Origin of the sequence: Xanthomonas sp. D-109 (assembly GCF_017746095.1) — a bacterium.
In the GTDB taxonomy this organism is placed as follows: Bacteria; Pseudomonadota; Gammaproteobacteria; order Xanthomonadales; family Xanthomonadaceae; genus Xanthomonas_A; species Xanthomonas_A sacchari.
This window is the reverse complement of record NZ_JAGHWV010000015.1, coordinates 1-22,427: the sequence shown is the minus strand read 5'-3', so window position 1 is coordinate 22,427 and position 22,427 is coordinate 1. Positions and strand designations below refer to the sequence as shown.

The 22,427-nt window shown below is 71.6% G+C and carries 15 protein-coding genes; 4 read left to right on the top strand and 11 right to left on the bottom strand.

Annotated elements, in window-relative coordinates; genetic code table 11:
* Positions 1-337 precede the first annotated feature (337 nt).
* The gene (locus tag J7357_RS16050) at positions 338-1,516 is read left to right on the top strand and encodes a benzoate/H(+) symporter BenE family transporter (RefSeq protein ID WP_209248021.1); all 1,179 of its coding nucleotides are present in this window, start codon (positions 338-340) and stop codon (positions 1,514-1,516) included.
* A 21-nt stretch (positions 1,517-1,537) separates the two neighbouring features.
* Here J7357_RS16050 and bphP read toward each other — a convergent pair whose 3' ends face one another.
* The 5 genes from bphP to J7357_RS16025 all read right to left on the bottom strand — a co-directional run bounded on the left by bphP (position 1,538) and on the right by J7357_RS16025 (position 8,784).
* Positions 1,538-3,442, bottom strand: a complete 1,905-nt coding sequence (gene bphP / locus J7357_RS16045; RefSeq protein ID WP_209248019.1) for a bacteriophytochrome BphP — start codon at positions 3,440-3,442, stop codon at positions 1,538-1,540.
* A complete protein-coding gene (locus J7357_RS16040) occupies positions 3,439-4,038 on the bottom strand; it encodes a biliverdin-producing heme oxygenase (protein ID WP_209248017.1) in 600 nt (199 codons plus the stop codon). The genes bphP and J7357_RS16040 overlap by 4 nt, the downstream gene beginning before the upstream one ends.
* Before the next feature lie 157 nt (positions 4,039-4,195).
* A complete protein-coding gene (locus J7357_RS16035; RefSeq protein WP_209248015.1) occupies positions 4,196-5,446 on the bottom strand; it encodes a TCR/Tet family MFS transporter in 1,251 nt (416 codons plus the stop codon).
* 381 nt (positions 5,447-5,827) lie between these two features.
* Positions 5,828-8,125, bottom strand: a complete 2,298-nt coding sequence (locus tag J7357_RS16030; RefSeq protein ID WP_244667605.1) for a lytic murein transglycosylase — start codon at positions 8,123-8,125, stop codon at positions 5,828-5,830.
* Positions 8,126-8,391: 266 nt separating this feature from the next.
* Positions 8,392-8,784, bottom strand: a complete 393-nt coding sequence (locus J7357_RS16025; protein WP_019800734.1) for a YchJ family metal-binding protein — start codon at positions 8,782-8,784, stop codon at positions 8,392-8,394.
* Positions 8,785-8,880: 96 nt separating this feature from the next.
* Here J7357_RS16025 and J7357_RS16020 point away from each other — a divergent pair, with 96 nt between their 5' ends.
* Positions 8,881-9,654: a TSUP family transporter gene (locus J7357_RS16020; RefSeq protein WP_209248013.1), complete on the top strand. Its 774-nt coding sequence runs from the start codon at positions 8,881-8,883 to the stop codon at positions 9,652-9,654.
* An 82-nt stretch (positions 9,655-9,736) separates the two neighbouring features.
* On the opposite strand, the gene J7357_RS16015 is transcribed toward J7357_RS16020, so the two are convergent.
* The 6 genes from J7357_RS16015 to J7357_RS15990 form a co-directional block, all read right to left on the bottom strand.
* Positions 9,737-13,558, bottom strand: coding sequence for an SbcC/MukB-like Walker B domain-containing protein (locus tag J7357_RS16015; protein WP_209248011.1), 3,822 nt, complete (start codon positions 13,556-13,558; stop codon positions 9,737-9,739).
* 101 nt (positions 13,559-13,659) lie between these two features.
* A complete protein-coding gene (locus tag J7357_RS16010; RefSeq protein ID WP_209248009.1) occupies positions 13,660-14,349 on the bottom strand; it encodes a DUF4194 domain-containing protein in 690 nt (229 codons plus the stop codon).
* Positions 14,336-15,805, bottom strand: a complete 1,470-nt coding sequence (locus tag J7357_RS16005; protein ID WP_209248007.1) for a DUF3375 domain-containing protein — start codon at positions 15,803-15,805, stop codon at positions 14,336-14,338. Before J7357_RS16005 ends, J7357_RS16010 begins: the two co-directional genes overlap by 14 nt.
* Positions 15,806-15,837: 32 nt before the next feature.
* On the bottom strand, positions 15,838-16,437 hold the full coding sequence (gene folE / locus J7357_RS16000; RefSeq protein WP_209248005.1) for a GTP cyclohydrolase I FolE: 600 nt from the start codon (positions 16,435-16,437) through the stop codon (positions 15,838-15,840).
* 168 nt (positions 16,438-16,605) lie between these two features.
* Positions 16,606-17,955, bottom strand: a complete 1,350-nt coding sequence (locus J7357_RS15995) for an MFS transporter (RefSeq protein ID WP_209248003.1) — start codon at positions 17,953-17,955, stop codon at positions 16,606-16,608.
* Between the two features lie 96 nt (positions 17,956-18,051).
* Positions 18,052-18,597 (bottom strand): YdeI/OmpD-associated family protein, encoded by a 546-nt coding sequence (locus J7357_RS15990; protein ID WP_209248001.1) that lies wholly within the window; start codon positions 18,595-18,597, stop codon positions 18,052-18,054.
* A gap of 335 nt (positions 18,598-18,932) precedes the next feature.
* Between J7357_RS15990 and J7357_RS15985 the strand changes: the two genes are divergently transcribed.
* Positions 18,933-21,041 (top strand): methyl-accepting chemotaxis protein, encoded by a 2,109-nt coding sequence (locus tag J7357_RS15985; RefSeq protein WP_209247999.1) that lies wholly within the window; start codon positions 18,933-18,935, stop codon positions 21,039-21,041.
* Between the two features lie 207 nt (positions 21,042-21,248).
* Entirely contained in the window at positions 21,249-22,154 is a 906-nt protein-coding gene (locus J7357_RS15980; protein ID WP_209247997.1) for a type II toxin-antitoxin system RelE/ParE family toxin, read from the top strand.
* Positions 22,155-22,427: the final 273 nt, after the last annotated feature.

The following is a 22,427-nucleotide window of genomic DNA, read 5'->3' as shown; positions in this document are numbered from 1 at the left end:
ACACCTTTTTGATCAGGTGGTTGACGCCGCTTCTTCGTCCAAACCCGTAGGCTTTTCCTCGAAGCGAGCCGGCCATATTAACCGACTTTTTCACGCTGTCAACACCCGATGTTCGCTAGGTGTTTCCGGCCCCGCCGGCCTCTGTCGTGCCGAAACTCGGCAGTTGCGTAGCGGGCCGCGCAGTTTAATGGCACCGAAAAAAAGGTCAACCGTTTTTTTGCGAGCCCTTGCGGCGCTGCGTCCTGCTCCACTCTCTTCTCTATGAGCGAAGGCGCGACACGGCCGATCGCCGGCGTTTGCCCGAGAATGCAGCCTGCGCTCCACCATGGGATTCCGCATGACCGCTGCTGCACGCTCGCTCTGGCGCGATGCCTCGCTGCCCGCGCTGATCGCCGGCTTCGTCACCGTGCTGGTCGGCTTCACCAGTTCGGCGGCGATCGTGTTCGAGGCCGCGCGCAGCGTCGGTGCCTCGCAGGCGCAGATCGCCTCGTGGATGTGGGCGCTGGGGCTGGGCATGGGCCTGACCTGCATCGGGCTGTCGCTGCGCTACCGGATGCCGGTGGTCACCGCCTGGTCCACGCCCGGCGCGGCCCTGCTGATCGGCAGCGGCGGCGGCCTGCCGCTGTCCGACGCGATCGGCGGCTTCGTGGTGGTGGCGGTGCTGTCTGCGCTCGCCGGGTTTTCCGGCCTGTTCGAACGCGTGCTGCGGCGCATCCCGCTGTCGCTGGCCTCGGCGATGCTGGCCGGGGTGCTGCTGCGCTTCGGCCTGGACGTGTTCGTGGCGATGCAGCACCGGCTCGGCATGGCGCTGGCGATGTTCGCCACCTATCTGCTCGGACGCCGCGCCTTTCCGCGCTATGCGGTGATCGCCACGCTGCTGGTCGGCACCGCCGTGGCCGCGGGCACGGGCACGCTGCATCTGGAGGCGGCGCAGTTGCGCGTGGCGCAGCCGGTGCTGGTCTGGCCGACGCTGTCGTGGCAGGCGCTGTTCGGGATCGCGCTGCCGCTGTTCGTGGTGACGATGACCTCGCAGAACCTGCCCGGTGTCGCGGCGATCCGCGCCTCCGGCTATGCGGTGCCGATCTCGCCGACCATCGGCTGGATCGGCGTAGTCAACACGCTGCTGGCGCCGTTCGGCGCCTACGCGCTGAACCTGGCGGCGATCACCGCGGCGATCTGCATGGGCCGCGAGGCGCAGGAGGATCCGCAGCGACGCTACATGGCCGCGGTGTTCGCCGGGGTCTTCTATGTACTGATCGGCGTGTTCGGCGCCACCGTGGCCGCGCTGTTCGCGGCCTTCCCGCGGGAGCTGGTGATGGCCATCGCCGGCATCGCGCTGTTCGGCACCATCGGCAACAGCCTGGCCTCGGCCTTGCGCGAGGAAAACGAGCGCGAGCCGGCACTGATCGCGTTCCTGGTCACCGCCTCGGGCCTGTCGTTGTTCGGCATCGGCGCGGCCTTGTGGGGTCTGCTGGCCGGCGCGGCGACGCTGGCGCTGTGGCGGCGCACCCGCTGAGGGGCGGCCGCCGGTCGGGATTCAACGCGGGTCGCGCAGCTGCAGCAGCCAGTGACTGGCCACGCCGGAGTGATCGGGCAGCGGTTCGAAGTCGAACTGGCGGTGCACGGCCGTGCTGCCGTCCACGCGCAGCGGCAGGGTGACGTAGGCCGCGCGCCCCTGCCGCAGCAGGGTGTCGATGCGCTGGGTCTCGGCGAGCACGGCATCGCTGGCGTACAGCCGCTCCAGGTCGCAGCCGATCAGGTCGGCGACCTCGCGCTCGTACAGTGTAGCGAAGGCCTCGTTGACGAAGGCCAGGCGGCTGGGCCGCGGGCCGTCGCCGCGCTCGACGATCGCCACCGGTTCGCGCAGCCGCGACAGCGAGGCCTCCAGCAGGGCGAAATCCTGCTGGAAGCGCTTGCGCTCCATCAGTTCGATCAGCACCCGCAGGCTGCGCGCCGACTCCAGGCTGATCGGCGACCACGGCAGCGCGCGGCCGCGCACGGTTTCCTGCCACAGGTCGAAGCTCTTGCGCGGCGACAACCGCGAACCGGCGATGTCCTGCAGCTTGGCCAGCTGCGGATTGCCGGCCCAGTTGACCGTGCGTACTTGCTCGCGGCGGGTCCACAGCAAGGCGCTGCGCGCCTGCGGCATCAGCGGCACGAAGATGAAGCCGGCCGCCAGCGGCGCCAGATCGGCCAGCGCCGGGAAGGTCTCGCCGATCTGGTCCGAGTGCAGCGCGCCGACCGCGTCGTGGCGCAGCGCTTCGTGATGGGTGGATTCGATCTGTTCGCGGATCCGCGCCAGGTCCTCGGTCGACGGCAGCATGCCGTGGCGGGTGACGTGGTCGCCGTGGAACACCGCCACGCCGTCGGCATCGACCACGTCGAGCAGGTCCGAGGCCATTTCGTCGAGCATGGGCGCGGTCAGCATCTCGGCGTCGTTGAAGTTGGTGATCAGCTTCTCGCGTACGGTCAGCAGCACCGACTCGGTCCGCGCGCGCGCCACCGCGGTGATCGCACCGATGCGCCCGGCCAGCGCCCGGCTCAGCGCATCGGCGACATCGCGCATCTCGTGGTTGCAGAAATACGGGCGGTAGTGATGGCAGGCGATCAGCCCCCACAGCGCGTCGTTGACCACGATCGAGGCCACCAGGGTGGCGGTGACGCCCATGTTGGCCAGGTATTCCAGGTGCACCGGCGAGACGCTGCGCAGGCTGACGTCGCTCAGGTCCACCGGCGCGCGCAGGCGTGGATGCAGGGTGGGCTGGATCGGCGACGGCACATAGCCGACGTTGGCGATCTGGCGCACGCGGTTGCGCAGGTACAGCGCGCGGGCCTGCGCCGGAATGTCGCTGGCCGGATAGTGCAGGCCGAGATACGGCTCCAGCTCCGCCGCGCGCGCCTCGGCGACCACGTCGCCGTTCCAGTCGTCGTCGAAGCGGTAGATCATCACCCGGTCGTAGCCGATCAGGCTGCGCAGGCTCTTGGCGGCGCGCTGGCAGGCGTCCTCGATGTTTTGGTCGGTCTCCAGCCGGCGCAGCACCGGCAGCGCTTCGCGCAGGGTGGCGTCGGCCAGCGGCGCATCGCGCGGCTCCAGTTCCAGCAGCCACTGCTCCGGATACAGATGCCAGGCGCCGACCCAGCGCTGCGTCGCGGCCGCGTCCTTGAACCCCACTTCGACATAGGCCAGGTCGCTGCGCTCGGCCGCGTCGGGCAGCAGCCGCGTGCGCGGATCCTCCAGCACGAGCAGGGCGTCGTAGCGCTGTCCAAGCAATGCGTCCAAGGGCCGGCCGAACAGGTCGGCGGCGCTGGCGCTGGCCTGGACGATGCGCCCGTCCTGCGGCTCGATCACCAGCAGCACGCCGTGCGGCTGCACCGATCCAGGAATGTGGATGGGCTCGCGTGCGCAGGCGTCCATGTCCAGGGGCACGACGATGTCGCTCATGCGGCGATCTCCAGGGCGAAGTGGGTATGGAAGTGCGCGAACATGGTGCGGGCGCCGTCGACCGCGGCCTGCCGCAGCGGCGCGCTCGGCAAGGCTAGCTCCAGGCGCTGCTGGAAATGCCGCCAGGCGGCCGGGTCGGCATGGCCGAGTTCGAAATAGGACAGCGCCGGCGCGGCCGCGGGCAGGCTCTGCCGCAGGTGCCGGGCGATCACCCGGCCGCCCAGGCGCGAACCTTCGACCACGTAGAGCATGCCCCAACGCGCGCCGGCGTCGGCGGCCGGCGGCAGCGGCTGCGGCGCTGGCGGGGTTGCCTGCAGGGCATGCAGATCCTGCGCCAGCAGCGGAGTGCGCGGCTGGTACCGCCACTGCGCATCGCCGCAGTCGCGCAGCCAGGCCGCTTCGCGCTGTTCCCAGCCGGCCAGCACCGCGTGATGGCGACGCAGCACCTGCACGTAGGCGGACAGCGACAGTGCCGGATCCATCAGCGCGCGCATCGCCGGCAGATCTTCCACGGCCTGGTGCTGCTGCGCAGTGGCCTCGCGCAGCAGGCGCGCAGCGGTCAACGGCAGGGCGGTTCCGTCGGGAGGGGACATCATGCAGGCGACTGGTACAGCAGCCGGCCGGCCGCGACGAAAGAGAGGACACAGCGTAACAATCGCGACCGCGCGGTGCCAGGCGAGGCCGCGCGGGAGCCGCGACGCCCATCCCAGCAAGCTGAGCCGTTCATGCCGGCCGCGCTGCCTGCGCCGCGCCTCAGCCGGCGGCCACCCCGGCAGCCGGCACCCGCGCACGGCGCCAGGCCACGATCCAGCCGCCGCCCAGCAGCAGCGCCGCCAGCAACCACGGCACGCCGGGGAAGTGCAGCAGCGCGTGCGGGCCGATGAAGGCGGCGAACACCCATGCGTACAGCAGCGGCCCGATCACCCCGGCCAGGCTGACCAGGCTCATCAGCGCGCCCTGGATGCGCCCCTGCGCATCGGCGCCGACGTGGCGGGTGACGATCGCCTGCGCCGCCGGCCCGGCCACCGCCCACAGCGCGCTGATCGGCACGCCGAGCAGGAACAGCGCGCCGCTGCCGGCCACGCTGTAGATGGCGAAGCCGATCACGCCGCAGCCCAGGCCGAACAGCAGCGCGCCGCGCTCGCCGAAGCGGCGCACCACCCGCGCCACCAGCACGGCATTGACCACGATGCTGCACACGCCGACCAGGGCCAGCACCCAGCTGACCTGTTTCGGTCCCCAGCCGAAGCGGTAATCGGCGAACAGCACGAAGATGCTCGGGTAGACGTAGTGCGCCAGGTTGGCCAGGAAGATCACCGCGGCCAGCGCGAACACCTGCGGGTAGCGCTGCAGCAGGCGCAGCGCGCCGAACGGGTTGGCGTGCGCCCAGTCCACCCGCGCGGTGCGCCGCTCCGGCGCCAGCGATTCGGGCAGCACCCACAGGCCGTAGAGGAAGTTGAGCAGGGCCAGCCCGGCGGCGAACCAGAACGGCGCGCGCAGGTGCAGGCTGCCGAGCCAGCCGCCGAGCAGCGGGCCGACCACGAAGCCCACCCCGAACGCGGCGCCGATGATGCCGTAGGCCTGGGCGCGCTTGTCGGCCGGGGTGATGTCGGCGATGTAGGCATTGGCCGAGGTGAAGCTGGCCGAGAACACGCCGGAGACCATGCGCGCCAGCAGCAGCACCGGCAGGCTCTGCGCCAGCGCCATCACCATGAAGTCCACGCCCAACCCCAGGCACGAGGCCAGGATCACCGGGCGCCGGCCGTAGCGGTCGGACAGCGCGCCCTGCAGCGGCGAGCTGACGAACTGCAACGCGGCGAACAGGAATCCGAACCAGCCGACCCAGCGGGCCGCGGCGGCGAAATCGCCGCCGGTGAAGCCGCGCACCAGCGTGGGCAGCACCGGGATGATGACGCCGAAGGACAGCACGTCGATCAGCAGGGTGACGAAGATGAAGGCGACCGCGGCGCGGCGTGAGCGGACAGCGGGAGTCGGAGCGTGCACGGCAGGCCTCCTGGCGGACGCGGCAGTGTAATCGGCGCCGCTGCGGGTGCGGGAGGTCGGAGTGGACAGGGCCGCGTGCCTGCCGCCTCGCGGTGGCTTGGCTGGGTGCGGTCGGCGCGATTTGATCGCGAGCGGCGGGATCGTCGCGTCGGGACTGAAGTCCCTCCCACAACAGGGTCGAGGCTTGGCGGATTGTGTCGGAACCGACGCCCTCTACACCGAGCGACTCCCCTCTCCCGTCGGGAGAGGGGTCGGGGGTGAGGGTCCGGCGGAGGCAGCGGCGCCACTCATGCCACCAAGGCGCGGCGGCGCAGCAGTTACGGCTGGGCCGTCACCATGCATACCGCCGGCCGAAGTGGGCGGTACCGCCGTCCGGCCGAATCACAACGCCACGACGGAAATCGTCTGCTGCAGCACATGCTGGGCGCCCGGCGCCAGTTCGATCACCTCGGGTCCGGCGTTGGCCGCTTCCAGGCAGACGAACTGGCGCCAGTGCGGGCCGACGTCGGCCATCTTCTGTGCGCCGGCCTCGCCCGGGTTCCACGCCACCAGGGTGCGGCTACCGGTGGTGGCGATCTCGATGCGGCGCTGCAGGCCCGGGTCCAGCAGGGTGTAGCGGCCGCCGGCACCGGTGTAGATGCGGTCGCTGCGGCCGGGATCGCGCGGATCCTGCAGGCTCCAGTCGCCTTGCTGGCGATGCGCGGTGGCGTAGTTCTCGAACTTGTCCAGGTACTCCAGGCCGTCCAGGCCCTGCACCCGCACCTGGGTAGCGTCGGCGACGCGGAAGTAGTTGTGCAGCGCCTGGGTGAAGCGGGCGGGCGCGGTGCCGACATTGTCGGTGACCAGGCGCTGCTCCAGGGTGGCGCCGATGCGCAGCTGCATGCGCAGGCGCAGCGGCAGGTCGTCGAAGTCCGGCGGTGCCAGGGTCAGGACCAGGCTGCCGTCGGCCTCGCGCCGCGCGTCCTGCAATTGCCACGGCACGGTGCGCACGAAGCCGTGTGCGGGCACGGCGTCGCTCTGGCCCTGGCGGCCGAAGTACGGCCAGCACACCGGGGTGCCGCCGCGGATCGGGGTCGGCGTGGGCTGCGCGCTCGGCGACAACCACAGCGCGTCGGTGCCGCCCTTGGGCACGAACGACAGCACCTGGCCGCCGAGCAGGCTGATCGCGGCGGTGGACTGCGGGGTCTCCACCAGCAGCGAGGGATAGCCGTGGAAGTCGCCTGTGCTCAGGCCGGGGACGTCGGACATGGGATGGATGCTCCGTGGCGCGGGGGATTGGGCGAAGGCCGGGTAGGCGGCCGGCAGCCGGAACGCGGTGGGCGGCGTGCCGCCGAACGGCGTGGTCGCGGGCTGCGCGGTGGGTGCCGGCGTCGATGCGGGTGCGGGTGCGGGCGAAGATGTGGGTGCAGGCGACGGTGGCTGCGTGGCCGGTGGCGTCACCGGTGCCGCAGGCGTGCTGCCGGCCTCGCGGCGCAGCGCGTCGAGGATGCGTTGTCCGGCGCGGCCGTCGGCCGGCTGCAGGCCCAGGCGCTGCTGCTCGGCCTGGATCGCGCGGCGGGTGGCGGTGCCGATGGCGCCGTCGGCCTGGCCGATGGCGTGGCCGCGCGCCAGCAGCAGGGTCTGCAGTTCGCGCCGCTCGGGGCGGCCCAGGCCGGGGTCGTCGGTCGGCCAGACGGCGACCAACCCGGGCTTGCCGCGCAGCCGGTCGGACAGCAGCGCGATCGCCAGCGCATAGCTTTCGGCGGCGTTGTAGGCGTAGATCGCGTCGTAGTTGCGGAACACCAGGAAGGCCGGGCCGTGCACGCCGGCCGGGATCAGCACCGCCGCCGGGGTCTGCGCTGCCAGCGCTGGCAGCGCGCCGCCATCGGCGGCGGTGAGGCCGCGCGCGCGCCAGTCCGACAACGGCCGGCGCTGGGTACGCCCGGCCAGCGCCGGGTCGAAGCCGTCCGGCAGCTTCACTTCCAGCCCCCACGGCTGGCCGCTCTGCCAGCCGGCCAGCTTCAGGTAGTTGGCGGTGGACGCCAGCGCATCGGGAATGCTGGCGACCAGGTCGCGGCGGCCGTCGCCATCGCCGTCCACGGCGACGCGGGCGTAGGTGCTGGGCATGAACTGGGTATGGCCGAAGGCGCCGGCCCAGGAGCCGGTCAGGCCCTCGGGGCGCAGGTCGCCGGCCTGCAGCAACTTCAGCAGGGCGAACAGTTCGCTGCGGAAGAACGGCTGGCGGCGGCCTTCGCAGGACAGGGTCAGCAGCGACACCAGCAGCGGGCGCTTGCCGGAGATGCGGCCGTAGTCGCTCTCCACGCCCCACACCGCGACCACCGTCTCCGGGTCCACGCCGTACTGCTGCGCCACCTGCGCGAGCAGGTCGCGGTGCGCGGCGAGCATGGCACGGCCGTCGTCGATGCGCTGGCTGTCGACCAGGCCGGCCAGGTAATCCCAGATCGGCGTGGTGAACTCGGGTTGGGCGTCGAGCAGCGGCAGCACGCTCGGGTCCGGCTGCAGGCCGGCGGTGAAGCGATCGAACGACGCCTCGGCGACGCCCGCCTTCGCCGCGGCCGGGCGCAGGCCGGCCACGCAGGTGGCGAAAGCCGGATCGGGCGTGGACGGCGCCGCCGCGGGTGGGGTCTGCGCGAGCGCGCACGGGGCCGCCAGCAGCAGGATCCAGGCCAAACGCATCATCGCAACATCCTCGCCGACGGCAGGGCCGACATCATAAACAACCGCCGCGTGTGCGCTCCGCTCACGTGGTGCGCGCGGCAGACGGCACGCGACCGGCACTGCGTTCTGCGTGTGGCTTGGTTGGCAGATCGCGCGACGCGGAGCCTCGGCAGGCATGGCGTTCGCTATCCGCAGCGCTGGTTCCAAGCGCAGCACGATCGACGACGGTCTTGCGAACGAACGGGCGGAGCGCGATCGTCCGCACCGCCAGCGCGACGCGCGCCGGTTCAGTCCAGCGCGTCGAGGTAGTACCAGCGCCCGTCCTCGCGCACGAAGCGGCTGTGCTCGGTCATGCGCACGGCGCTGCCGCCGCCGATGCGATAGCGCGCCAGGAAGGCGACCTCGGCGCTGTCGGCGCCGGTCTGCAGCACCCGCTGCACGGTGAGGCCGAGCCAGACCGTGCGCGGGTCGATTTCCACCTGCGGCGGGCAGGTCGACGGATGCCAGCTCGCACGCAGGTAGTCGGCGTCCTGGCGCACGTAGGCGCTGTAGCGCGAGCGCATCAAGGATTCGGCATCCGGCGCCGCGGCGCCGGCGTGGTACGGCCCGCAGCACTGCGCGTAGTCGCGCGGACGGCCGCAGGGGCAGGGATCGGCGAGGCGCGGGGCGGACGGTGGCATGTGCCGATTGTGCCGGCTGGCGCGCCATCGCGCACGCCGCGCGCGCGTTGCGGACGGTGGCCGCTATGCTTGCGGCCCCTTGCGCGGAGCGCCGGCGTGCTCGAGTCGATCCCCACCGAATTGCCCTGGCTGCTGTGCATCGCCTTCGTCGCGGGGCTGGTGGACGCGGCGGTGGGCGGCGGCGGCCTGATCCAGTTGCCCGGGCTGTTCGCGACCCTGCCGCAACAGGCGCCGGCGGTGGTGCTGGGCACCAACAAGTTCAGCGCCATGGCCGGCACCGGCACCGCCGCCTGGCGCTACGCGCGCCATGTGCGCCTGCCGTGGCGGCCGGTGCTGTACGCGACCGCGACCGCGTTCGTGTTCGCCTTCCTCGGCGCCACCGCAGTAAGCCTGTTGCCGAAACAGGCGGTGCGCCCGCTGATTCTGGTGCTGCTGATCGCGATGCTGGGCTACACGCTGGTCAAGAAGGACTTCGGCGCGTTGCACCGCCCACGCCACATCGGGCGCCGCGAACTGGCGATCGCGCTGGCGATCGGCGCGGCGATCGGGTTCTACGACGGCTTCTTCGGCCCGGGCACCGGCAGCTTCCTGATCTTCCTGTTCATCCGCTTCTTCGGCCTGGATTTCCTGCGCGCCTCGGCCGCCTCGAAGGTGGTGAACCTGGCCACCAACCTGGCGGCGCTGTGCTTCTTCGTGCCCAGCGGCAAGATCCTGCTGGCCGCGGCGGTGCCGATGGCCGTGGCCAACGTGGCCGGCGCGGTGACCGGCACGCGGCTGGCGCTGCGCGGCGGCACGCCGCTGATCCGGCGGTTGTTCCTGGTGCTGGTGGTGGTGCTGATCGGCAAGATGGGCTGGGATCTGCTGCACTGAGCGCAGTGCGGTTGCCGCGTGCCTGTCCTCCCGACGCGGCGGCCGCGCGCGTGCCCGTGGGCACACGCGGGCCAGCACCGGCTCAGCCGTCGCGGCGCTTGGCGGTCGCGGGAGGCGTCTTGCGCGCCGCAGGCTTGGCAGCCTTGGCCAGCTTCGCAGGTTTGCGGGCTGTGGCGGCTTTCGCGGTCTTCGCTGACGCCGACCGCGTGGCGGGCTGAGTTGCCGTGGACGGACGTGCCGCCGCTGCGGCGGACTTGCGTGGCGCCTTCGCCGACGCGGCCTTGGCAGCAGGCGTCGTGGCAGCCGTGCTGGCACGTTTGCCGGGCGTCGCTGGCGAGGTCTTGCGCGCGGTCGGTGGTTTGCCGCCGTTGCCGCGGCCATCGTCCGCCTTGCCGGATGCGCGCGCCGGCGTGGCAACGGCGTCTGCGGTGGCCTCCGCGGTTGCGTCCGCTGCGGCAGCGGTCGGCGGCAGCTCGGCGCCGGCCTGGTCCACCGCCGCGGTTGGCTCCGCCGCAGGCGCAGCCGCCTCGTTGCGGCTGCGCTCTGGCAGCTTCAACCGGTGCGCCTGCTCGTCGTATTCGATCAGCAGCACGCCGGAGTTGTGGCGGCCGCTGATCTCGACGAAGCAGGCGCCGCCGATGAACGGCTCCAGCGTCATCACTGACTTCAGCGGCGTGGCCACCACCATCTGGAAGCCGAAGTTCTCGAAGATGTTCATCGCCAGCGCGGTGAACTCGTTGTCGGCCTTGTCGAAGGCCTCATCCAGCACCACCGCGGCGTAGCGCGGCAGCTCGCCGTCCTCGCCGCCGAGCTGGTAGCGCAGCGCGGCGGCCAGGCAGGTGGTGGCCAGCTTCTGCCGCTGGCCGCCGGACTTGCCGGCGCCGCTGCGGTAGATCTCCACCTGCGCGCGGCTGTCCGCGTCCAGTTCCACGCCGACGAACTCCACGTGCTGGCGCACGTCCAGCACCTGCTCGCGCCAGCGCCGCAGTTCCGGCTCCTGCGCGCCGAGCCGTTGCACCAGCCCGCGCAGCATGGCGAACTGCGCCTCGGCAAGGGCGCGGTCCTCGGTCTGCTGATGGCCGAGCACGGCGCGCAACTGCTGCTGGAACTCCTGCACCTCGAGCAGGCGCCGGTCGCTGACCTCGATGGTCAGCAGGGTGCCGCGGTTGAACGGTACCTGCTCCAGGCTGGCGTTGACCTCGTCCATGCGCTGCTTGATCGCCTTGTGCGCTTCGGCGGTGTAGCGCTGCAGGGCCAGCAGGTTGTTCTTGCTCTGGGTCTGCAGCAGGTCGAAGAAGCGGCCTTCGTGGCGCGGCAGGCCGTCGCTCTCCAGCCGCTGCAGGCGCGCCAGGAAATCGTCGGCGCTGGCCAGGCTGACGGTGAAGTCGCCGCTGTCCTCCGGCCACTGCTGGCAGTAGCGGCGGAAGCAGTCCAGCACCTGCTGGCTCAGCCGCGCGTCCTGCGCCTGGCTCTGCGCCAGCTGTTCGCCGAGCCCGCGCTCGACGCTGCGCAGATGCGCCTCCAGGTTGTCCAGGCTCAGCGGCGGCAGCGCCGCCAGCCGCGCGTCCAGCCCGGCCACCTGCGCCGGGCCGATCACCGCGGTGGCCACGCGTGCGGCGCAGGTCTCGCGCTGCGCTTCCAGACGCGCGCGCTCGCGGCTCACCTGCGCGCGCTCCAGGCGCACGTCCTCGTAGGTGCGGCGCGCCTGGTCGCGGCGCGCGCGGACAGTGGCGATCTGCTCGCCCAGCGCACGCAGCGCGGTGTCGCCTTCGCGCAGTTGCAGCAGTTGCTCGGCGATGTCGCTCAGGCGCTGCAGCTTGGGCGCCACGTCGATCTCGTCCCACTCGCGCTCGGCCAGGGTATGCGCGGCCAGTTGCCGGCCCTGGTCCTGTTCGCGCTGCTTGCGCAGGGCGGCCACGTCGGCATCGCAGGCGGCGATGCGCTGCGCCAGGGTCTGCCCCTCGCGCTCGTAGACCTTGAGCTTGTCGCGGTTGTCGTAGCCGAGCAGCCAGCGCTTGCGGTCGCCGACCGCGTGGCGGTCGTCCTTCTCGTAGCGGTCGCCCGGATGCTTGACCTGGCCCTCGCGGGTGATCGCACGCTCGGCATCGCGCAATTGCGCCACGTTATCGACGCAGGCGTAGTCGAAGCGCCGCGCCAGTTCCTGGCGCAGCCACGGCGCATAGGCGTGGTCGCGCAGCTCCAGCTTGCGCAGCAGCGACTTCGCATCGGGCTCGCGCTGTTGCAGCGGCGCGTTGTGGCGCACGCGGAAGTACACCAGGCGGGTGCCGAGCTGGGTCTTGTTGACCCAGTCGGCGACGCTGGCGTAGTGGCGTTCGTCGACCAGCAGCGACTGCGCGAAGCCATGCAGCACGCGCTCGATCGCGCCGCGCCAGGCCGCCTGGTCGGCGTCCACCTGCACCAGCTCGCCGACGAACGGCAGGGCCGCTTCGGACAGACCTGTCTCGGCGCACAGCCGCGCGCGCAGCGCCTGCATCGGCGCGGGAATGCTCGAAGGCGCCTTCAGCAGCGCCTCGATCTCGGTGCGGATCACCGCGAAGCGGCGTTCGTCCTCGCGGCGCTCGGCCATGCGCTCGGCGATCGCTTCGTCCAGGCTGCTGGCCTCGCCGGCGACGCCGTCGCGCAGCGCGCGCGCCTGCGCCACCTGCTCGGCAAAGCCGCTGGCGCTGCCGGCCAGGCCCATGCCGAGTTGCCGGCAGGCCTGTTCGACCTGGCTGCGGCGGCGCATGCGCTCGTCGCGCTCGCGCTCGACGCGGCCGCGTTCGCGCTCCAGCGCCTCGACCTGTTCGCCGCCCTGCGCGCGCTGCTGCGTCTCCAGCTCGGCCAGGGTCTGCTCGTGGTTGTCCAGCGCTTCGCGGCGCTGCCCTTCCTCGCCGGCCAGGCCGCGGTCCTGGGTGTCCAGTTCCTGCAGGCGCGCGTCGAGCAGGGCCAGGCGGCGCTGCTCGCGGTAGCCGTCGATGCCCAGCTGCAGTTCGCGCAGCTCGCCGACGCTGTAGCGCAGCGCCAGCAGTTCGGCGTGGTAGTCGCGCGCCGGGGTCAGGGTTTCCACCTGGCGCCGCGCGGTCACCACCGCATGGTGGGCGCCGTCGAGTTCGGCGAAGTCCTCGACCAGGCGATCGGCCGCCTCGAAGGTGCGCGGCTCGTCGAGCATGAAGCTGCGCAGGAAGGCGTTGAGGTCGCCCAGGTTCTTCGCCGACTGGGTCTTGTGCAGCAGCCGCAGCGCCATCTCGTTGCCGATGCCGAGCAGGTGGCGGAAGCGCTCGGCGTAGCCGGCGAAGCTGTCGAAGTGGTGCACGTCCTCGCCCAGGCGCAGCTTGAGCCGGCGCAGGTCCAGGTCGAAGCCGTCCAGCTCGGCGGCCACGTCGAAGCCGCGCGGCACCACCATGTAGTGCTTGCGCACGTCGGCCGCGGCGGTACCGCTGCCGGCGATCCAGAACAGCCGCACCAGGCTGACCGCCTGGCCGTGGGCATTACGGTATTCCAGCGCCAGCGCCGACCAGGTCGCGCCCTTGCGCAGGTACTGGGTGGCGATCTCGCCGGAGGCGCTGTCCTGCTGGTCGGCCCAGGCGCCGCGCACATAGGACACCAAACTGCGGTCGCGGCCGCTGCGCTCGGCCTCGCGCGCGGCGGCGTTGAAGTCGACGATGCTCGGCGGCGTCAGCAGTGCCGACATCGCATCGAGCAGGGTCGACTTGCCCGAACCGGAGCGGCCGACGAACAGGAAGCCCTTCTCGGCGATCGGCACGTCGGTCAGGCCGTTGAAGGTGCCCCAGTTGTGCACCTGCAGGCGGCGCATGCGGTATTGCTGCGCGCGTTGCTCGGCCAGGGTCTCGGCGAACAGGGACGGGGCGACGGGGACGGTGGACGATTCGGACAGGGACGTCATCGGGAACTCATCGGGAAAACGAAAGCGGCCCCAGGGCGGGCCGCAGGGCCGGCGCGCAGCGGCCGGCAGGCGCGGATACGGCCGCTAGCCGTGCACGCCGCTCACGGCGCCGCCTCGGCCGCGCCCTCGCGCAGGCCGCGGTAGGCCGTCGCCAGCGCCTGCACGTCCTCGGCCGAGAACAGCAGCTTCAGCGCCGGCGAGACTTCGTAGCGGTCCTCGCTGCCGCGCAGCTTGGACAGCAGGTGGTTGTCGCGCATCTTGGCGATCGCCGCCAGCACCCGCCGCGCGAAACCGGCGCGGTCGGTGGAGACGTTCTTCTCGTACACCGACAGCACTTCCAGCAACTGCGCCTCGTCGACCACCGCGCGCTCGCCGCGGGTGTCGGCCTCGGCCAGTTGCTGGCGCAGGAACAGCAGCAGCACCGACTCGATGAAGGTCAGCGGCGCCGTGCGCAGCAGCGCCGGGGTCTCCAGCTCGCCGGTGTCGGCCTGGCGCGCGAACGCCACGCCGCCGTCGCGGTCCAGCACCAGTTCCAGGAACAGCTCGCTCAGCACGCGGCGGATCGCCGCCTCGTGGCGCAGCAGCGCCGGCCACAGCGGGCCGTGCCGGTAGGCGTCGACGCTGGGGCCGGACAGCAACTGGCACAGCGCGCGCCGCGCCTCCAGCGGCAGGCTGCCGCTGTCGCCGGCGAACAGCGCGGTGCCGCCATCGGCCGCAGCGGAAGTGGCGGCGGCCGCAGCGACATCGCCGGCATCGGCGTCGTGGCCGTGGAATTCGTCAGACCAGCTCATTGCGTTTTTCCTTGGTGAACCACACCAGCGGGATGCGCGCGCGCCGGACCTGGCCGTCGCCGCCCTCCCATTGCACCGCTTCCCATTCGCCGTCGACGACCACGCCGTGGCGGGTGCCCAGCGCCAGGTAGCCGATCACGCTGCCCAGGCCCTGCGCCGCCGGGCGCTGCCGCAGCGCCTCGCCGATGCTCAGTTGCGGCTGCCGGCCGAGCAGGTCGTGCAGGTCGTTGCGCAGGCCGCGCAGGTCGATCTCCGATTGCGCCACCAGGTCGCCGACGCTGTCCAGCGAGATCGTCGCCGCCTCGGCCGCCTGCACCCGCCCGTCCACCTGCTGGCTGCGCGGGTCGTGCAGGCGCCACTGCGACAGCGAGCGCAGCCGCGCGCTGCTCAGCGGCAGCACGTAGCCGGTGGCGGCGGTGGCATGCAGGTGGTCGCGCAACTGCAGCGCCTCGCCCTGCGCCTGCTTCAGCAACTGGTTGAGCCGGCGCTGTTCCAGGTAGCCGCGGCTCTGCACGAACCCGCGCAGGCTGCGGGCGAAATGCTGCATCACCTCGTGCACCTGGCCGCCGCGTTCGAGCAGGGTGCCGGTGAGCCCGCGCAGGAAGGCGCGTTCGTGGCGGTCCAGGCGGCGGGCGAAGCCGCGCGCCAGCAGCGCCTCCAGGGCCGCATCCAGCTGCACGCTCTGCTCGGCATCGTTGAGCAGGCTCCAGAACGCCTGGAAACTGCGCCCGGCCTCGCTCTCGCCGATCACGTCGATGCCGGCGAACAGCTTTTCCAGCACGTCGCCGCGCGCGCCCTCGTCGTCGATGATGCGCTCGCGGAACTCGCGGTTGAGCCGCTCGAAATCGTCGCGGACGCGGCGGAAATCCTCGGTCAGGTCGTCGGACAGGCGGATGATGTCGCGGGTGCGTTCCAGCGCGCGCTTGCCGTCCAGCGCGGCCAGCTTGCCGGCGGCCACGCGCTCGATCTCCGCGTCCAGGCGCTCGCGCTCGGCGCGCAGCGCGGCCAGGCGCGCGTCCGGATCGGTCTCGGTCTGCCCGGCCAGTTGCACCAGCTGCTGGATCACCAGCGACAGCCGGCTTTCGGTGGCCACGCTGGCGCTGTCGCGCACGCCGGCGATGAAGCGGATCGCCTGCGCCGCCTGCCGCGACAGTTCGTATTCTTCCTGCGCATCGCCCTCGGGCAGGCGCCGTTCCAGCCAGCCCTGCGCCAGCCAGTGCGCCACGTAGGCCTGCGCGGTGCGCGGCAGTTCGCGCGAGAGCTGGTCGTCCTTCAGCGCGTCGAGCTGGCGCTGCAGGCGCTCGTGCAGCACATCGGCCGGCAGCCGCCGCTGGGCGTCGCCGAGCAGGGTCTGCAGCAGGCCGATCAGCTCCGGGGCATGGTCGGCGGCGAGCAGCTTCCACAACGGCTGTTCGCGCAACTGGCGATAGCCGGCGATCCGGACATGCGGCTTCATGCAGGAACCGACCGCCACCGCATTCGCAAGACTCAGCGCGCCCGCTCGATGAAGCGCAGGAACTCGGCGCGGGTGCGCGCGTCCTCGCGGAAGGTGCCGAGCATCTTCGAGGTGACCATGCTGACGCCGCGCTTGTGGATGCCGCGGGTGGTCATGCACTCGTGCGCGCCTTCCACCACCACGCCCACGCCCAGCGGCTGCAGCACGTCCTGGATGCACTGGGCGATCTGCGCGGTCATCTTCTCCTGCACCTGGAAGCGCCGCGCATAGGCCTCGACCACGCGCGCCAGCTTGCTGATGCCCACCACCTTGCCGCGCGGCAGGTAGCCGACGTGGACCTTGCCGATGATCGGCGCCATGTGGTGTTCGCAGTGGCTTTCGTACTCGATGTCGCGCAGCACGATCAACTCGTCGTAGCCGGCCACTTCCTCGAAGGTGCGCAGCAGGTACTCGCGCGGGTCGGCGCGGTAGCCGCTGAACCAGTCGCCATAGGCCTCGGCCACGCGCCGCGGGGTGTCCAGCAGGCCCTCGCGGGTCGGATCCTCGCCGGCCCAGCGCAGCAGGGTGCGCACCGCGTCTTCGGCCTGCGCCTGGGTCACCGGGGAAGTGGAGCTGTTGTCTGGATCGGCCATGGGGGGAACGCCCGTGAGGGGGCTGCATGGTACCCGAGTCGCCTCGCAGCCGCCGCATGGCGGCGCCCGCGCGGCGGGGCGACCCGGCCGACGCGGGGTGCGCCGTTCAGCGTGCGTCCGCGCAAAGCCCGGGCGGCACGTGCACCGCGCGGGCCGCCACCGCGCCGGTCAGCGCCGGCGCGCGCGCATCTCGCCTTCGTGGTCCAGCCAGTTGCTGCCCTTGTTGGTCAGGAAGAACACGTACACCAGCAGCGACACCGCGATCACCGCCGTGGCGTACCAGACGAAGGTGGTGACGTGGCCGGTCTTCAGCGAGGCCTGGTACAGCAGCGGCGCGGTGCCGCCGAAGGCCGAATTGGCCAGCGCATAGCCCAGGCCCACGCCCAGCGCGCGGATGTGGGTGGGGAACAGCTCGGCCTTCACCACCGCGTTGATCGAGGTGTAGCCGGTGAGGATGACGAAGCCGGCGGTGAGGATGGCGAAGGCGCTCAGCCAGTCGCTCTGCTTCGGCAGCTCCAGCACCAGGAACCAGGTGTAGAGCACGCCGCCGATGCCGAAGAACACCAGCAGGGTCTTGCGCCCGATCAGGTCCGACAGCCAACCGCCGACCGGCTGCATCAGCATCAGCACGATCAGCGCGGCCAGGTTGATGATGGTGCCGGCCATCACGTCGTCGCCAGCGAAGGCGGTCTGGATCATCTTCGGCCCGGTCACCGAGTAGGTGTAGAACGCCACGGTGCCGCCGGCGGTGATCAGGAAGCACAGCAGCAGCGGGCGCCACTGGTGCACGAACAGTTCGCGCAGCGAGCCGGAGGACCTGTCCTTGCCCTGCTTGGCCGCGGCGATGGACTCGGAGGTCAGCGACTCGTCCATCGTGCGCCGCAGCCAGAACACCACCAGCGCGCCGATGCCGCCCAGGCCGAAGGCCGCGCGCCAGCCCCATTCGGAAATCTGGCCCTTGTCGAAGAAGTGCAGCATCCCGAACAGCACCGCCTGCGCCAGCACATGGCCGCCGACCAGGGTGACGTAGTGGAAGGAGGACAGGAAACCGCGCCGCCCCGGGATCGCCGCCTCGGACATGTAGGTGGCGCTGGTGCCGTACTCGCCGCCGGTGGCGAAACCCTGCAGCAGGCGCGCCAGCAGCAGCACCACCGCCGCGGCGCCGCCGATGCTGGCGACGGTGGGCGTCACCGCGATCAGGAACGAACAGGCGGCCATCACCGACACCGACACCGTCAGCGCCAGGCGCCGGCCGTAGCGGTCGGCGAAGCGGCCGAAGTACCAGGCGCCGATCGGCCGCATAAGGAAGGTCACCGCGAAGATCGCCCACACGTACAACGTGGCGTTCTTGTCCTCCTTGGAGAAGAACTGCGACTCGAAGTAGGTGGCGAACACCGAGTAGACGTAGACGTCGTACCACTCCACCAGATTGCCTGCCGAGCCCTTGAGCGTGTTGGACACCGAGCGGCGCAGGCTGCCCGGTGCGGCGGCGGCGGACGGAGAGGTGGATGCACTCATGCGGTGGGCCTCATGGATGGACGTCACGGAGTATAGGCAGGCGCTTGCGAGGATCCTGTCGCGACGGCGGCCACGCCGGGCGTGCGCGCCATGCCCTCATTGCGCCTGCGGCGCGGCGAAGGCCTTGCTGTACATGCCCGAGCGGTCGAAACAGCAGACCCGCCGCTTGCCCGCAGCGAGCATGTCGCAGGTGCTGGCGATGCGCTTGACCCGCGTCTGCGCCTGCTTGCCCGCGCCGATCCAGAAGATCCAGTCGCGGCGCGCCACCGTGGTCAGCGTGTCCCAGGCCACGCGCGCGGACGGATGCGCGGCCAGCGCGCGTGACAGGTCGTCGGGCACCGCCGGTTCCGGCTCCACCGCCACCGGCGCGATCTCCAGCGTCACCGTGGCGCCGGTGTCCAGGCCCGCGACCGCGCGCAAGGCCGGCTCCACCCGCAACCAGTGACCACCGCGCCCATCCGGCTGCAGCGTGGCCTGGAACGGATGCCCGGCGAACCGGCCCTCCACGCTGGCCAGGCCACGCGTCGGCAGGGCCGCGCTGGCCGCCGCGGGCAACCGCAGGAAATACCAGGTCGCGTCGGGCGGTGCGGCCGGACGCAGCAAGGTCGCCTGGAAGCGGATCGGGTCGGCGGTGCCGGTCATGCGCGGACCTTAGCACCGGCCGCGAGCGATGCCATGCTGCACCTGCGCGCGGCGGTGGCGCGGCGCGACCCGGGTCTTGCCGGGCAGCAAACGCAGCGCCCTGCCCGACGCGGGCCGCCGCCGTCGGCGCCGCGGACAGGCACCGCGTCACGTTCCTCGCACCGCGCGAGCAGCGCCAAGGCCCCACCCCTTCAGTTCGACCCGGCATCGCCGCTATCCATGCGCCGGCCCGGGGACCAGCGCGATGCGCGCGTCACGCGGGCGCAGGCAACCTGCCTGCCCGTCCGCCGCCACCCACCGTCGATCCCTCTTCCTTCCCCCACTCCCCCGATCCCATGCACGTCCTTTCGCATCTGCGCATCGGCCAGCGCCTCGCGCTCGGCTTCCTCACGATCATCGTGCTGATGGTCCTGCTCACCGTGGTCGGCATCCAGCGCGTCCACAGCATCGACCGGCGGCTCACCGCGATCAACGAGGTCAACAGCGTCAAGCAGCGCTACGCGATCAACTTCCGCGGCAGCGTGCACGACCGCGCCATCGCCCTGCGCGACGTGGTGCTGCTGGACGATGCGGCCAGCCGGCAGGCGACCGAACAGACCATCGACAAGCTGGCCGGCGACTACGCGCGCGCCGCACAGCCGCTCGACGCCCTGCTCGCCGCCTCCACCGACGGCCAGGAAAAAGCGATCCTGCAGCGCATCCAGGGCATCGAGGCGCGCACCATGCCGCTGATCGCGCAGGTGCGGCAACTGCGCGATGCCGGCGACACCGTGCAGGCGCAGGCGCTGCTGCTGCAGCAGGCGCGCCCGGCCTTCGTCGACTGGCTGGCCAGCATCAACGCCTTCATCGACCTGCAGGAGGCCAAGAACCGCCAGGCCGCCAAGGAGGCGATGGCCACCGCGCGCGGCTTCGCGTTGCTGATGGTCGGCTGCACCGTGCTGGCGTTGCTGCTGGGCGCGCTGATCGCCCTGCTGCTCACCCGCCGCGTGGTCCGCCCGCTGCGGCAGGCGCTGGGCCTGGCCGAGCGCATCGGCGCCGGCGATCTGAGCAGCCCGGACACCGCCACCACCCACGACGAAGCCGGGCAGTTGCTGCGCGCCATGCAGCAGATGCAGCGGCGCCTGCACGAGGTGATTTCCGCGCAACGCGAGATGGCCGCGCGCCACGACGCCGGCGCCATCAGCTACCGCATGGACGTGCAGCGCTTCCCCGGCGAGTACGGGCGCATGGTGGCCGACACCAATGCGCTGGTCGATGCGCACGTGCAGACCCAGCTGCGCATCACCGAGGTGATGGGCCGCTACGCCATCGGCGACCTCAGCCAGGACATCGCCCAGTACCCTGGCGAGAAGGCCGCGATCACCGCGGCGATGCAGCAGGTCAAGCAGAACCTGCACGCGATCAACGTGCAGATCCAGACCCTGGCCGAAGCCGCCTGCGCCGGCAACTTCGCCCACCGCGGCCAGCCGGAGAGGTTCGAGCACGCCTTCCGCACCATGGTCGAGAACCTCGACACCATGATGGCCACCGCCGACGCCAACCTGGCCAAGTTCTCGGCACTGCTGCGCTGCATCGCTGATGGCGACCTCACCGTGCGCATGAGCGGCAACTTCCATGGCGTGTTCGCCGCCATGCGCGACGATGCCAACAGCACCGTGCACCGCCTCACCGACATCGTCGCGCACATCCAGCGCACCACCAACAGCATCGGCTTCGCCGCCGAGGACATCGCCAGCGGCAACCAGGAGCTGGCCAAGCGCAGCGAGCAGCAGGCGGCCAGCCTGGAAGAGACCGCCGCCTCGATGGAGGAACTGACCTCCACGGTGAAGCAGAACGCCGAGCACGCCCAGCGCGCCAACCAGCTGGCGCTGGGCGCGGCCGGCGTGGCCAGCGAAGGGCGCGACGTGGTCGGCCAGGTGGTGGCGACCATGGACGGCATCCAGGCCGCCTCCCGGCGCATCGCCGACATCATCGCGGTGATCGACGGCATCGCCTTCCAGACCAACATCCTCGCCCTCAACGCCGCGGTGGAAGCCGCGCGCGCCGGCGAACAGGGCAAGGGCTTCGCGGTGGTGGCCGCGGAGGTCGGCACGCTCGCGCACCGCTCGGCCGGCGCCGCCAAGGAGATCAAGACCCTGATCGACGACTCGGTGCAGCGCGTGGCCCACGGCGCCACGCTGGTGCACCAGGCCGGCGCCACCATGGACCAGGTGGTGGCCAGCGTGCAGCACGTCACCGACCTGATGGGCCAGATCTCCGCCGCCTCGCACGAACAGGCCAACGGCATCGCCCAGGTCAACCAGACCATCGCACGCATGGACGAAACCACCCAGCAGAACGTGGCCCTGGTGGAAGAAGCCAGCACCGCGGCACGCTCGCTGGAGGAGCAGTCGGCGCAGCTCACCCAGGCGGTGGAAGTGTTCAAGGTCGGCGCCTACGTCTGACCACGCGCGGGCGGGCACGCCGTCCGCCCAGGTGGGCGGCGCGCGGCGGGCGGCCCCAGCGCGTGAACGCCAGGTGTCGGGCGATGCCGGCCATCGCATCGGCTGCCATGGCCGGCGCCGGCGCAAGCGTTACGATGGCGGCCTCCCACGTTCGCCCCCTCCCCGGAACCGCATGAAGGCTGGCCTCCCCGACGCCGCCGCGACGGCATGAGCCGCGCGTCGCACCGCGCGCGCCCCGCGGCCGAGACCCGCAGCGAACGCTGGCAGCGCTGGATCGCCTGGCTGCTCAGCGCGCTGCTGCACGTGCTGATGGCGCTGGCCCTGCTGTACGCGGCCAAGCCCACCATGTCCACGCCGCAGGGCGCGGCCGGCGGCAGCCGGATCCGCGTGGACTTCCTCGGCGACAGCGACAAGCCGGTGAAGCCGCTGCCGCCCAAGCCCAGCCCGCCGCCGGCGTCCGCCGCGCCCAAGCGCACGCGGGCCACCACCACCGTGCAATCCACCCTGGTCGCGCAGTCCGACGACCCGGTGCCGCCGCCCGATCGCATCGACACGCCGAAAGCAGCGGACACCCCCGCGCCCGCCCCGGCGCCACAGCCGCGTCCGGCACCGCCGGCATCCACCCCGCCCGCGGACGCCCCGGCACCGAGCCCGGCGCAGACCGCCGACAGCAATCCGCCTCCGCCGACCGAGCGCCACCCGCAGACCTGGACTGGGCGCCCGCCCGGCGCGCTCGACACCGACACCGCCCCGGACAACAGCGGCCTGGCCGCCGGCCCCGGCAACCGCGGCAACCGCCACGACATGGACGCGGCCCAGCCCAGCCTCGAAGTCGGCGGCTACCTGGTCTATTACGACCTGGGCAGCGAGAGCCAGCTGCGCACCTGGCAGCAGAAGGGCATGAAAGAGATGTTCATCCTGCTGCCGGGCACCGAGTACCGCATGGTCTGCCCGCTGGAGATCGCGCTCACCCGCGGCTCCGGCAAGTGCCGCGCCCTGCCGCCGGACTCGCCGGAGTTGAAGGACATCGGCGATGCCCGCCAGGTCATCACCATGCTGCAGGTCTATCACCAGGGCGAGCTTGTCTGGCGCGGGCCGGGGCCGTATCGCTGAGTTGCCGTGAGTGGGCGATTGATGCGTCCAACCTCACTGCAGTCGGGACTGAAGTCCCTCCCACAAGGAGTGACCACCTGTCAGCAGTCCCGGCAGCACTGACATCGCCGACAAGCGGCCCGCCCCTAGGAGCGGCTTCAGCCGCGACGCCTGAAGCCTCGGGCGTAGCCTTCATCACTGCCGTCGGGACTGAAGGACACCTTCAATGGCGCGTTATTGCCACGGCTCGGCATGATGTCTTGTCTCGATTGTAGGAGTCAACTGTCATGCAGC